The organism is Halopiger thermotolerans (assembly GCF_054654555.1).
This window is the reverse complement of sequence record NZ_BAAIEU010000004.1, coordinates 342615-355611: the sequence shown is the minus strand read 5'-3', so window position 1 is coordinate 355611 and position 12997 is coordinate 342615. Positions and strand designations below refer to the sequence as shown.

11 protein-coding genes are annotated in these 12997 nt (G+C 50.1%); 4 read left to right on the top strand and 7 right to left on the bottom strand.

Going from position 1 to position 12997, the window contains the following annotated elements:
• Positions 1-340: 340 nt before the first annotated feature.
• Positions 341-1237, bottom strand: a complete 897-nt coding sequence (locus tag ACYQ26_RS09410) for an alkaline phosphatase family protein (protein WP_459808639.1) — start codon at positions 1235-1237, stop codon at positions 341-343.
• Positions 1238-1416: 179 nt separating this feature from the next.
• On the opposite strand from ACYQ26_RS09410, the gene ACYQ26_RS09405 reads away from it, so the two are divergent.
• The 3 genes from ACYQ26_RS09405 (at position 1417) to ACYQ26_RS09395 (ending at position 5218) form a co-directional block, all read left to right on the top strand.
• A complete protein-coding gene (locus tag ACYQ26_RS09405) occupies positions 1417-2889 on the top strand; it encodes a sulfatase (protein ID WP_459808638.1) in 1473 nt (490 codons plus the stop codon).
• A gap of 302 nt (positions 2890-3191) precedes the next feature.
• Positions 3192-4043 (top strand): glycosyltransferase, encoded by an 852-nt coding sequence (locus ACYQ26_RS09400; RefSeq protein ID WP_459808637.1) that lies wholly within the window; start codon positions 3192-3194, stop codon positions 4041-4043.
• Positions 4044-4090: 47 nt separating this feature from the next.
• Positions 4091-5218, top strand: coding sequence for a glycosyltransferase family 4 protein (locus ACYQ26_RS09395; RefSeq protein ID WP_459808636.1), 1128 nt, complete (start codon positions 4091-4093; stop codon positions 5216-5218).
• A 29-nt stretch (positions 5219-5247) separates the two neighbouring features.
• On the opposite strand, the gene ACYQ26_RS09390 is transcribed toward ACYQ26_RS09395, so the two are convergent.
• From ACYQ26_RS09390 to aglG, 4 genes are all read right to left on the bottom strand, one after another.
• The gene (locus ACYQ26_RS09390; protein WP_459808635.1) at positions 5248-6660 is read right to left on the bottom strand and encodes a sulfatase family protein; all 1413 of its coding nucleotides are present in this window, start codon (positions 6658-6660) and stop codon (positions 5248-5250) included.
• Positions 6657-7634, bottom strand: coding sequence for an alkaline phosphatase family protein (locus tag ACYQ26_RS09385; protein ID WP_459808634.1), 978 nt, complete (start codon positions 7632-7634; stop codon positions 6657-6659). Before ACYQ26_RS09385 ends, ACYQ26_RS09390 begins: the two co-directional genes overlap by 4 nt.
• 69 nt (positions 7635-7703) lie before the next feature.
• Positions 7704-8843, bottom strand: a complete 1140-nt coding sequence (locus ACYQ26_RS09380; protein ID WP_459808633.1) for a glycosyltransferase family 4 protein — start codon at positions 8841-8843, stop codon at positions 7704-7706.
• Between the two features lie 3 nt (positions 8844-8846).
• Positions 8847-9767: a glucosyl-dolichyl phosphate glucuronosyltransferase gene (gene aglG / locus ACYQ26_RS09375; RefSeq protein WP_459808632.1), complete on the bottom strand. Its 921-nt coding sequence runs from the start codon at positions 9765-9767 to the stop codon at positions 8847-8849.
• Positions 9768-9865: 98 nt separating this feature from the next.
• On the opposite strand from aglG, the gene ACYQ26_RS09370 reads away from it, so the two are divergent.
• Positions 9866-10723: a TrmB family transcriptional regulator gene (locus ACYQ26_RS09370; RefSeq protein ID WP_459808631.1), complete on the top strand. Its 858-nt coding sequence runs from the start codon at positions 9866-9868 to the stop codon at positions 10721-10723.
• A 30-nt stretch (positions 10724-10753) separates the two neighbouring features.
• Here the strand turns inward: ACYQ26_RS09370 and aglF are convergent, their stop codons facing one another.
• Positions 10754-11485, bottom strand: coding sequence for a UTP--glucose-1-phosphate uridylyltransferase AglF (gene aglF, locus ACYQ26_RS09365; RefSeq protein WP_459808630.1), 732 nt, complete (start codon positions 11483-11485; stop codon positions 10754-10756).
• Between the two features lie 56 nt (positions 11486-11541).
• Complete coding sequence (locus ACYQ26_RS09360; protein ID WP_459808629.1) at positions 11542-12960, bottom strand: oligosaccharide flippase family protein; 1419 nt, start codon at positions 12958-12960, stop codon at positions 11542-11544.
• Positions 12961-12997 lie beyond the last annotated feature (37 nt).

The following is a 12997-nucleotide window of genomic DNA, read 5'->3' as shown; positions in this document are numbered from 1 at the left end:
CGGTCGATAACGTTTCTTATTCTAACAGCCCTCTATAAACTTTATCAGTCGGTCAGGGATAGAGGGCGTCTTTGATATAGAATCCACCAATTCTTTTACCATGTATGTTGGCAATAACCACTTTTGATCAAAGTCATAGAGTCTTTAGTTTATTTTCTTCGTCGATATTGAGTTTGACCGTACTAATACTCGAGATCCTGAATGTCTACCGAACTGGTAACAGCCATGACAATGTAGAGCGAACAAAGGTAATATTATCGGCTTCATAGCTGGCCGTATTTATAATGATATCTAGGCACTTGGATATTCTTGGACCGCTATTGATTCCGGTATTGTCTGTTTATTCAATGTATCCAAGGTCAGAGAGATGCTGCTCCACCTCGCCGAGCTCAATCTCGGATTCATCGTTTTCGGTTGGCTTTGGGGCATTGTCTTCTAACCATTCTCGGACATCGTAGGCAGATGACGGTAGCGGACCCGATATACCCTGTGTAGCAACCATTGCCCGCCATGAGTGGTTCCCGGGCTCATCATCACCGGTTACTGACGTCTCCATGCCGTGGTCGGAGAGTACAACGAGTTGATCAACGTATTCCCGAAGCCATCCTAAAAGATCGTCGACCCAGTTGTAGATTGATTGGAGACGTTCCGGTTCCGTCGCAAATAGATGACCTGCTACGTCAAGAACGTGCGAATGGACGCCGATAACAGCTGCATCACTCCGGCTCATAGCCGCAAGCCACCCGAACTCTTGCCCTGTGTTTGCGCGAAGGCGGTCAGACAGTTCACTAACCGTCAGTTCACCATCGCTTGCCTCGCTGTACCACTGCCAAGCTTCGTATAAATGTTCTGCAGGTGTAATACCTGGCCAACCGAACGCTTCATCGAACACATGATCTGCCGTACTCGTCTGTTCAATAGAACGATCGACACCGAATGCACGAAACGGAACACCGAGGGCAGTGCGCACCTGATTCGGTAAGACTGCAGTGATCTGTGAAAGCGATTGTAGAATAGGATTGTCCCACTGGCGGACGTGCCGCGACATTCCATGCTCTTCTGGACTAAGGCCGGTTGCAATCGTTGGCCAAACTTCTGTTGTTTGAGGTACATCAAAATTATGTGTAAAGACCTCAAGCGGGCCGTTTTTCTCGAGGAGAACGTTCTCACAATCGAACTTCTTTAGGAGTTCATAGTCGGCAGCGTCTAGAGCAAGAACACAGACTGTGTTCGACATTTTACTGATGGATAGGGTAGGATGTATTTATGGATGTCGTTGAATCCCTATAACGAGTCTGAGTATTATTACCAAGAGATGAAAATTTTGTTCACCTAAACGTTTGCATCTTAATTGTCACCTAATTCAATGACCCCCATTCACAACTCCTTTATTGATTCAAGAATTACTCTCTATATATGGCTGATAAACCAAATATTCTTTTTATAGTCTGGGATACGGTCCGCTCTCAGAACACCTCGTTAAACGGATATCACCGAACGACGACTCCCGAATTAACAAAGATTGCAAAGGAGGCGGTACAGTTCACTGAGGCACGAGCTTCCGCTCCTTGGACACTTCCGTCACACGCCTCCATTTTCACTGGATTATATCCAAGAGAACACGGGACAACTAGCCAGAACCTCAAATTCAGTCTCTCTGACCGACATCTAGCATCTCAACTCTCAACCGCTGGCTATGAAACTGGATTATTTACATCGAACACATATTTAAGTACACCAACGTTTGGTCTTACACAGGGATTTGACTTCGTGTTTTCAAATAAAGAAGACGTGTTATTTTCTGACGGTATGAATCCTGACGCTTTTACGAAGATCCATGGAACCGGTTCGTATATAGAATTTATCCGTTCGTCGCTTACTCATGAGAGCACATTAAAGAGCATTCTAAACGGAATAACACAAAAGACAAAGGATTTTGGTCTACAAAATATGACTTCTTCTCATACGGAGGATTCTACGGAGTACATTGATGCACTCTTTGATTGGATAGAAGCTACCGAGGACCCATTTTTTGGTTTTTTAAACTTAATGGATGCACATGCGCCGTATTGTCCCCCAAGAAATTTCAATAACTACTCCGGAGAAAGTCATAAAGATATTCCACAGACTCCTCCTTGGCTATATCTTTCCGGAAATAAGCCTAAAGAAAACTTATCAAAGATAGAGGACATCTATGACGACTGTATTACATTCCTAGATTCAATGCTTAGTGAGATATACCGTCGCTTAGATGGAAACGGGTATCTTGAAGACACGATCATAATAATAACTAGTGATCATGGTGAAGCCTTTGGTGAGGTAGCCGAAACTGGACGGAACAGAATTCTGTACGGCCATACCCAAGGGGTTGACGAAGTACTCTTGCATGTTCCGCTTGTGATTCGATTCCCAGATAAGAGATACGCTGGTAAAGTTGTTGACGACCTTGTGTCATTAAAAGATCTTTACTATACGATCCGGAACGAGGTTGGACTTGGCAATGCTAACGATAAAACTAGGTTGCTATACCCGGATACCCCGAAGCCGGAATGGGTGATTGGCGAGTGGTATGGATTTACGGATAATGCTCGACAAAGTGCAGAAGAGCACGGTGTTGACCTTGACCAATACGATCAGGAGCTGGTTGCTTATTATGAAAATTCTGATTCAGATCTGCTAAAATACAGTAGGAGTAACAATGGATGGGATCATGCGTGGAGTTTGAGAAATGGCTCCATTGTGGACGACATATCTGATACAGAGATCAATGCTCTTCGGTCGCGAGCCTCCCGGCGCATAGATAGTTTGAACAATGCAGCAAGTGAAGGCCAGACAGTAGATATCTCTGAAGAGACGATTGACGATTTAGAAAGTCTTGGATACATATGAAAATACTCTTTTCTGTCACACATACCAGTGAGCCTGGAAACGATTTACACTCAACGCTAGCTGTGGAACTCAAAAACCGAGGACATGACATTGATTGTCTCCAGTTTTCTCATCATCCACAATGGGATCCGCTTAACCCAGACACTAAATCTACAATCAGATCTTTTGATAGTATCCTGGAGAGTAAAGGAATCCGCTTTAAAGTGACTACAAATGGTCGGTGGTTTTTTAATTGGATCTTATATCATCGATGGAGACGAGTAGTCAAACAAGCCTTAAAAAAGAATGAATACGATGTAGTTGTGTCCGCAAATATTTGCGTCACGCCAACTACGTTAGCGGCTACTGAACTCGGTGTTCCTGCAGTCATTCTCACTACAGGCCCGGCGGCTGTTCGATACAATTCAAAGTCCACTCGTCTCGATAAGTCGCCAAGGTTCCTTGATATGCCACTTAATTCGAAGATACAGTACCCATTTATCTATGCCATTCATGAAATGAATAAGTGCGCCTTCACTAATGCAGACGAAGTCGTTGCAATAAACGAATTTGATGCATCGATAACGTATGAAACATTTAATCGGGATCCCGTTGTTAGTTATATCCCTGTTGACCTTTCGAATTATGAAGTTAACAATTGGTCCCCAAAGAACGTAACTCTTGTAAATCCCAGAACAAAAAACAAAGGGCTAGACATTTTCTTAGATATTTCTCGTCAACTACCGAATGTGAATTTCCAGATCGTCGGAGATCTTTATGAGAATTCGAAGAAGAGAGCAATTAGGAAACTTACTAACGTAGAGTATTTGGGATATGAGAAGGATATGAAGAAAGTTTATGAAAATACGAAACTATTACTTGTACCATCAAAATATCAGGAAGGTGGACCAAGAATCATTCCGGAGGCCGCAGTAAATGGTATTCCAGCCATAGGGAGCGATCTTGGTGGGATTCCCGACTATATTGACAAAGGTGGAGAAGTAGTGTCTGATTATAATAACACGACTGCATGGGTTTCGGTTATCAAAAAATATCTCCAAGACGAAGACTATTATACTAAGAAATCGCAGCAAGCACGTGAAGCTGCTATGAGATTTAAAAAAGAAGACATCATCGATGAGCACGAGGAGCGCCTACAGCGCTTAATAGAGTAAAAAGAAAATAAGATGGTTTATATCATAAAAGCCATATTTAAGTAGTGATGAAGGTCTCTTACGTTGTTCCGTTCTATACTAGTCAGTGCGACGGACGCTACGGACGCTTTCATGACTGGATTCATACTCTTCGAGACACAGAATTAGCAGACTTCGAATTTGATGTACATGCAATTATAAGTCCAAATCCCGATAACACTCTCGCGTCATCACCTTTAGAGGTGCTCGGTGACGGTAACGAATTGTGGGCTACAAAGAGGAATAATATTGAATCAATAATTAACATACCTCGAATATATCGTGAACTACACCGATCGGAACCAGACATTATACATCTTGTTGCGTCAGAACCTCTCCTCCTCGCACCAATTTTACTGGCGGCCCAGAAAACTCCACTCGTCATTGGGCCAAATATTGGCGGATGGTATCCCAATCGTAATGATGATATCTGGATATCTGGTTCAATACCGAGATTCAAACAAACTTCAAAATTTTGGCTTCGAAAACAATTTATCGATATATCCGATTATGATGTCATATTATCGTTCAGTGACTATCACCGAGAAATGCTATCTACATTAGGTATATCGAAAGAAAACATCACTATTCTCCATCCAGGTGTATCTCCAATATTTTCTCCGAAAAGAAACAAAAACAAAGGTGGAGGAGATACAGAAATTCTTTATGTTGGTGACCTATCCAGTCATAAAGGGTACGACGTTTTTTTACGGTCTCTGACTCGGTTAGATCGGGAATTTCATGCTCGAATCATCGGTACAGGAAACCCTGATCGAGAGCTGATTCAGCGTTTAGGAATATCTGATCAGGTTACCATCGAAGGGTATGTGGCACGTGAAAATCTTCCCGAATACTACCAGTCTGCAGATCTTTTCGTAATTCCATCTATTGATGAGATGGGCCCCAATACACAAGTAGAAGCATTAGCTACTGGAACACCGATTGTGACAACGGACAGTCCTGGGTTGGATGAATATCCACCTCATGATGCTGCCGTTTTCTTTTGGCCGCGAGATACGGAATCTCTCTCAGATGCCCTCCATGAGGCAATTGATAACATAGGTTCTCTAACAGACTCGGCACTAGCACACTCATCAGAATTCCGGGTTGAAAAAACGGTTAATCAGCTAACAGACATCTACCGAGAAATCGTTTGACTGCATAAAATTAACCATGTGATTTGTATTTATATTTCGGAATCAAGATAACCGAGATCACGAAGATGATCACGTAACTCATCGTCCACTCTTGCTTTTTGATTTGCAGTTACGGGTTCTCCCTCTACAGATAGCCATTCTGAGAGCGCGGATTTTAGTTCCGCTGCGTGTTTCGATTTTGTATCACGAATGTTAGTCTCTTCATCGGGGAGTTCGTATAGATTACCTTTACCGGGCCATTCAGCGAACTTGTAAGAACCGTCCTGAATTACTGCATACGGCTTGGTCGGGAACCGGCTTGTATCGAAGTCCGGGTTCCGTTCAACTAATGGATCGAGCGAACCACCTGGGTACTGGCTAATTGCATACTCTCGGTGGTTTTCGCGCAAGTCTACTCCTTGTACAGAGCCAGTCTCCGCACCCACAATCTGGAGTAGTGTCTTGATAATATCAGCGTGTTGGACAAGCGTGTCATCTGACAAGCCGTCAATACCACGGACTACAAGTGGAACCTCAAGTACAGCATTGTGCATACTGTACTTATGAGCCAGCATGTCGTCTTCGCCGAACAGTTCACCGTGATCAGAGGTGATAACGATAATAACATCGTCGAGTTCACGTTCCACTACGTCGAGTAAGGCCCCAACTCGGTCGTCGGTATATGCAATTTCTGCGTCGTACATGGCTTTCAGTGCAGCCATCTCCTCCTCCGTAAGATCGATTCCGTTCGCAATTACATCGAGAAGGTTATGATGGATATCCATCGAGATCGACGCTGCTTCTCGCGGCGGCAGATTTAGTTCGTCCGAGAATGTGTCTAGATACGGCAACGGTGGATAGTATCCCCGGTGAGGCTCGTTATAGTGAACATATAGGAAGCCAGGCTTGTCGCTTTCTCCAAACTCACGTATATGTCGCTTTGCAACCTCGTTGACGAGATACGCACCGGAATGGCTGTGGAAATCCGTGCTAAATCCGACGGAGTGACGGCGAATGTTTAGAAGGTACTTTGCGAGTGAAACTGATCCGACATTACGCCAGATCTCGAGTGGCGACGAACCAAGCAGTGTAAAATCGTCAAATCCCCGATCGACGCCCGTCGCTGGTCCGACGAAACCGTTGTTGGACACCGCGGCAGTCCGATACCCAACCTTCGAGAGAAGTTCAGAAACAGTTGGTAGATTCTTTGGGAAAGCGGATTTATCGCCGTAGTAGGTACCGTGTCTCGACGGATACGTTCCACTCAGGATCGACGGGCCTGACGGACGTGTCGCAGGAGCGTGTGCAATACAATTCGAAAAGGCGACACCGTCAGCAGCGTCTGCAACTGCCTGAATATTGGGTGTTGTGTTCCGATGGTAGCCACCCATTGTCGTGTGATCCTGTCTGACGCTGTCGAGAGTGAGCCAAACAATATTCGGTGTTCTATCGTTCTCGTTCATAGATACCCGAGGTCCTCTAGTTGTTTCTGTACGCGGTCGGTTTGAGAAGGATCGTCACTTCCCCTAAACGAGCGACCGTTGACGGTATGAGATTCGTCATCGAGCTCTTGCTCGATAGCACCCCTTACGTCCAGAACGGAGTCGATGCGTTCCACGAGTTGCTCGTCAGTGCTCGCTACCATCGCTTCGTCAGTGTGGAGCCCATCTTGGAGACCGTGATCACTAATCAGCAGGAGTTCATCGCCGGCGTGGAGATCTGAACTCAACTCTCCAACAAACTCGTTTAGTTCGTCGTAAGCGTGGCGCTGGAGTGCCCGTTGGTCGTAACTGACGTGACCGATCAAATCTAGTCCGCTCGTATACCCGAAGACGAGCTCGTACTGTCGGCTTCGCAGTGCCCGCCTAAGGCGGGCTATCCTGACCATCGACATTTCCATACAGAGTTCGTAAAATTGCTCCGGATCAGTCGACCGATGGCCACCTGTCGCCTCCGGATCGCGCTCGAAGAGATCACCCAACCGTCGTCGCAGTTGATGTTCCCGATCTTCTTCATCAGGATCAATTACGTAGTTCGGGATACCAATCGCCTTCGATTCGTATGAATCAAATACTGTCGAGAGACCATTTTCCTCGTAATATGTCGCCGGTGTCCGGAATGCATCAGCGTTAGTATTCGTCAAAATCCAACTTCCAATCTTGGTTTGGAGTGAGTCAGGTAGAACGACGTCAGCGATCGAGCTTCCTATATCTAACGCCGGATTTTCCCACGCAACGCCATCGTCGAGCTGTAGCCCATGTTGGTCGGGAGCAAGACCGGTGATAATTGTTGGCCAGAGTTCGTGTGTACTTGGCTCACCGGCAGCACTTTCGATAGTGTCTATTCTATCATATTCTTCTAAGGTCAAATTAGGATGTTCGTTTGAATCAACGAGGTCAGGATCAAGTGCATCTATACCGAAGACGACGACAGTCATCAAACTCCATATGAGTGTTAGGGGTGTTAAGACCTTTCATATTGGATCAGAGAAACCTACTGAGATACATCAGACGGATTTCAAGATTGTATAATACCGTTCAGTTGCCGCTTCAAACGTGTATTCATCTTTGATTAATGTGTGAGCATTGTGACTCACCGCTTCAAGATCAGGCCGATTAAGGATAGATTCGATTCGTTGAGCAATCGAATCTGGGTTAATAGCTGACATCAAAAATCCCGTTTCTCCGTCCCGTGCTACGTCCGGAACTCCCGATACCGGGGTCGCATATGCTGGTGTGCCACAGGCCATCGCTTCCAAGATCGTCGTCGGCAACCCCTCAGTCGGTTGGGAGGGCATCACAAGTAAGCGTATTCGATTTAATTCCCGAGGAACATCATCGTGATCAACCCAACCAGTCACAATTACTTTCCCTCGTTCAATCTCTGCCGAAAGTTCGTCTTCAAGCCAATCGCGCAGTGGTCCATCACCAACGAACCGAAATGTGATGTCCTCAGGAAGTTGTTTCGCTACCTCAGCCAGTGTCCGGATCCCCTTTTCTTCGTCGAGTCGTCCTACATAACCGATTGAATTTGGGCGTTCCCTAAATGAAATAATTGGATGGAACTTATTCGTATTAACGTATCGTGCACCGTTTGGATACAATTTATGTTCAAACCGTTTAAGACCGAGTTCATGAGCCATTCCGGATGTGTAAGTTACAATCGTATCCGAAATGCTATAGCTAGTATACTCCAAAGCAAAGACAAGCCCTGCGAGCGTCCGCGCGATGGAAGACGGATATTGCTGTTCCCAATTTAATTTGAGCGTCAAAGGAACATCACCTCGTGGTTCGACGATAACTGTTTTTCCGATCGCACGAGCGAAAACCACCGGAAGTACGTACGATGTCGCACCGAAGAAGAGGATAACTGATTCATCACGTTGGGCAATAGAGCGACACATTCGAATCTGATTTCGCAAAAATCGGAAGGCTGCAACGGTGACATTCGACTGACCAGCCCCTTCTTGTGAAACTTCGATAACAGTATGCTGGTCACGAATCGTCGAGTCCTCAGGAAGAGCGGCGGTTATTAGTGAGACAGTCGTGATCTCATCGAGGATCTCGAGAAGTGTTCGTGTCGCATTTTCGCCCGCTGAACGGAGCGGGTGCGTGACGACGCAAACGTCCGGCACGTTATCACTCATGAATTATCGCCACCGTGAAAATGCGTAGAGGTATCCAAGTCCGACGGCCCCAGTAAGCAACAATAGTGATACTAGTTGTATGGCTTCCCGGCGGGTATCCCCGGACACTGTGGCTTGCAATCTCCGCGGAACCGATTGGAACAGCAGTTGACTGAGGAAATCGGCTTCCTCACCGCTCGAGTCCGGCACGAGGACCTCCATCGCTCGCTTCGAATACCCCTGCCAGAATGCTCGCTTCAGCAGCCAGTAGAAATCCGTCCGGTAATCAAAGACTTTGTGACCAACCTTCGCCTCTGGAACGTACCAGACACCCTGTCCATATCTCTGCCGCATTCTCGCACAGAGTTCTGTCTCGCCGCCCTGGAGATTTTTGTCTCCCTTGCGGCCGCCGATATCCGTATCGAATCCACCGAGATTGAGAAATACTTCCCGTCGAAACGTGATATTTGAACCAAACGTATTCCGAACTTCGCCAGGTCCGTCGGCGAATCCTTCATGAGTCACACCGACGAGCCAGTAGAACTCCTCAGGGAGAATCGTCGGTTTATCCGCGACCCATAACGGTTCCATTCGACCACCGACGGCGATCGGGTTTCGTTCCTCATACGCCTGAACGATTTCTTCGATCCATCGTTCGTCTGCGATGGCATCGTCATCCATAAACGCGATAATATCGCCCGACGCTAATTCGGCCCCTCGGTTTCTGCTCTTTAGTAAGCCGCTATTTTCGTCATTACAATGGGTAATAACATTCGAGTGATCGCCGTACTCGTCACAAACCCGCTCGAATACGGATTGGGTTCCATCGACGATTAGGACGAGTTCGATATCGTCGTATGTTTGCTCGAAAATACTACCGACAGCGTCAGTAAATGAATCAAACATATCAGGAGAATACGTGCAGATGACGACGGAGACCTTCATATTCAAGGGATTAGGCGTATCTCGAATAAACTTTCTTGTTCGCAAATCAAGGATGGATTAGAACTATGCTTACGGATGGTCACGAGTAACTAACGATAATGGGCTCACGAACTGGTTCAACGGAATTATTACAGGAATTAGACCTGAAAGAGTACGAGGCGACGGCGCTCGCGCACCTGCTAAGTGCTGGCCGGACCACCGCTCCGGACATCTCTGAAGCGACGGATATCCCGCAGGCGCGGGTGTACGGCGTCCTCGACTCACTAGCCGACCGCGGCTTCATCGAGGTGATCCCTGGTCGGCCGAAGCAGTACCAGCCGAAATCGCCGGAAGACATCCTCGAGCGGGCGAAGGAAAATCGCCGCCAACAGTACGAGGATTACTGCACCGAGATCGAAGATCTCCGCGAGGAATTCATAGCAGAGTTCGGACCGCGATACGAGCGAGCGGACGAGGACGTGACGCCGACATCCGAACTGTTCCACGTGGTTGACGTCGGACAACCCAGCGAAACCGAGACCCGACAGCTCTACCGGAACGCCGAGGAGTCCGTCTATGTCATCACGAACAGCTTCGCGTACTTCGACGATGTCGAACCTGCCGTGACCGTCGCGCTCGAGGCCGGCGTTTCCGTGTCGGTGCTCTTTCTCGACCCGCAGTATCTACCGGCGGAGAAGGCCGCGGTGCAGGCCGAGATCGTCGATCGGCTTGCAGCCGACTTTCCGGACATCGACTACCGCTTCAGCGAAAAGCGGCTGCCCTGGCGCGGAACCTTCGTCGATCCGAGCATGGAGTACGATTCAGGCAAAGCGATCTTCCTCGTCGAGGAGACCGACGTGCCGAACCACCGGCGGCAGGCGGCGATCACCGAAAACGGTTCGTTCGTCGCGGGGATGAAGCGGTATTTCGATCTCATTTGGGAGTACGAGAGCCACGAGACGCGGCCGTCGACGTAGCGATTCTGCGACTCCTCGTTCGTATCCGAATTACTCCTCGTCCGTCTCTGACTCGGCGGACAACCGCCCTTCGGCTTTGTCCCGGTCGTCGGGGTAGCCGACGTCGATCCGCCACCCATCCATGCGGACAGCGTCGATCGTCCGGCCGGACTGGATCAGTAGGTCGATCGCGTCCGGGAGTTCGTACTCCCCGCGATCACTGGGCTGGACGAGGTGACAGGCGTGGAAAATCGCGGGCGAAAACGTGTAGAAGCCGGTCATGACGAGATTCGACGGGGGGTCGTCCGGTTTCTCCACCACCTCAACGATCTCGCCGTACTCGTTCGTGTCGAGGACGCCATACCGTGAGGCCTCCTCGTAGGGGACTTCCTCGACGAGGAACGCGGCATCGGCGCGGTCCTCCTGCTGTCGCTCGACCACGTCGCCAAGGTTGGCGCGGAAGACGTTGTCTCCGAGCATCAGCATGAAATCGTCGTCGATAAACGGCTCCGCTTGGAGGATGGCGTGTGCCAGCCCGAGTTGTTCGCGCTGGTGTGCATAGGTAATCGGTACGCCCTCGTATTCGTCTCCGTAGCGTTCGATGATCTGTTCTTTCAGATAGCCGACGACGACGATGAACTCCGTCGCGCCGATCTCGAGCAGGTTGTCGAAGACGTCTTCGATGAGCGGCGTCCCGTCGACTTCGACGAGCGCCTTCGGTTTGTCGTCAGTGAGCGGGCGGAGTCGGGTGCCTTGGCCGGCGGCGAGAACGACAGCGCGCATACCCCACTCTACCAGAGATGGACCGATGAATCACGGGGTCGGTTCGCAGCCGACGACTACGAGCCGCCGTACTCGACCGGCAGATTGCGAACGACGGTCGTCCGGAACCGGCCCGAGACGAGGAACAACACTGCAAAGTACGTTCCCGCGCCGACGCCGACCAGCCCGACGGTCACCGGAATGCTCGGCTCGAGGTACAGCCGGCCGGAGCCGACGACGACGGCCATCGGAACCGTCGCAAGCACCTGCATCGCGACCTCGCGGAGGGGGAACGAGACGGAGATAAAGCGAGAGAGAACCCTGTAGCCAATCGAGACCGTCACCAGTGCGGAAACCGCCGTCGCGACAGCGGCTCCCTGCCATCCGTAAGTCGCCACGAGCGCGAAGTTGAGCGCGACGTTGGTGACGAAGAAGACGCCGTTGATCCGGAAGGCGAGGTCAGGTCTGTCGAGTCCGTTGAGCGCGTTGAGGAACTGCTCGCCGTACGCGTAGACAAGGCGGGCCGCGACGAGGATCACGAGCACAGTGTGGCCGGTGTCAAACTCAGGGCCGTAGACCCGCAGGACGAAATCGCCGATGAGGAGACAGCCGACCAGTCCCGGAATGAGGAAGAGGCCGGCGTACGCGAACGCGTCATCGAGCAACGCAACGATCCGCTCGTGGTCGCCGTCCTCGGCGACGCTGCTGATCTCGGGAAACACCGTCTGCTGGATCGCGAGGCTGAAGACCGCGAGCAGCGATGCGAGGTTCCAAGCGATCTCGTAGACCCCGATGAAGTTGGAGGCGACGAAGACCCCGAGAACGAGCGTGTCCATCGAGGAGAAGGTCCGCGAGCTCAGCCGCCCAAGCCACGAGTAGCGGGCGTAATCGAACACGCTCCACAGGTGGCGCCGCTCTGGGAGCTGCCACTTCCAGGTGACGAAGACCGCGCCGACGAGCCCCGCGATGACGCTCGCCACCGCGTAGCCGGCGAGCAACCCGAACAGTCCGAACCCGAGCACCGCGGCCCCGATCTGGAGCGCGCTTCGCGAGAGCATGTCCACCGGACTGAGTGCCCCGGAGATGTGAACGCGGTGTTGGCCCTGTAACGCGGCCGAGACGAACAGCAGCAGCAGCGCCGCGAAAAGGACGAGCGCGATCGGTACCGCGACGGGCTGGCCAATGTAGGCGTTGACCGGATCGCGAGCAAGGTATAGGCCGACGACCAGCACCGCGTAGATCCCGAGGAACAGCCCTGTTCCAGCGGCGATGTACGCGCCGGGTTCGTCGCCCTCGCTCAGTCGCTTCGTCAGCGCCGACTGGATACCGCCGAACGCGATCACCTTCAGCCAGACCACGACCGCCACGACCAGGAAATACGTCCCCAGTACGCCCGGTCCGAGGGTGCGCGCGAGGTATATCGTCGCGATGAAGCCGAACACGGACGACGCAATCTGGGACGCGAACGTGACAAACGAGATCTGGCCGAGTTTCATACTGTAGTCTCGAGGCGAGCGGCTCCCGACTGATTTC

Coding starts and splice junctions, on each gene's coding strand:
- ACYQ26_RS09395 (WP_459808636.1), top strand. CDS start 4,091: ATGAAGGTCTCTTACGTTGTTCCGTTCTATACTAGTCAGTGCGACGGA.
- ACYQ26_RS09410 (WP_459808639.1), bottom strand. CDS start 1,237: ATGTCGAACACAGTCTGTGTTCTTGCTCTAGACGCTGCCGACTATGAA.
- aglG (WP_459808632.1), bottom strand. CDS start 9,767: ATGAAGGTCTCCGTCGTCATCTGCACGTATTCTCCTGATATGTTTGAT.
- ACYQ26_RS09390 (WP_459808635.1), bottom strand. CDS start 6,660: ATGAACGAGAACGATAGAACACCGAATATTGTTTGGCTCACTCTCGAC.
- ACYQ26_RS09370 (WP_459808631.1), top strand. CDS start 9,866: ATGGGCTCACGAACTGGTTCAACGGAATTATTACAGGAATTAGACCTG.
- ACYQ26_RS09360 (WP_459808629.1), bottom strand. CDS start 12,960: ATGAAACTCGGCCAGATCTCGTTTGTCACGTTCGCGTCCCAGATTGCG.
- ACYQ26_RS09385 (WP_459808634.1), bottom strand. CDS start 7,634: ATGACTGTCGTCGTCTTCGGTATAGATGCACTTGATCCTGACCTCGTT.
- aglF (WP_459808630.1), bottom strand. CDS start 11,485: ATGCGCGCTGTCGTTCTCGCCGCCGGCCAAGGCACCCGACTCCGCCCG.
- ACYQ26_RS09380 (WP_459808633.1), bottom strand. CDS start 8,843: ATGAGTGATAACGTGCCGGACGTTTGCGTCGTCACGCACCCGCTCCGT.
- ACYQ26_RS09405 (WP_459808638.1), top strand. CDS start 1,417: ATGGCTGATAAACCAAATATTCTTTTTATAGTCTGGGATACGGTCCGC.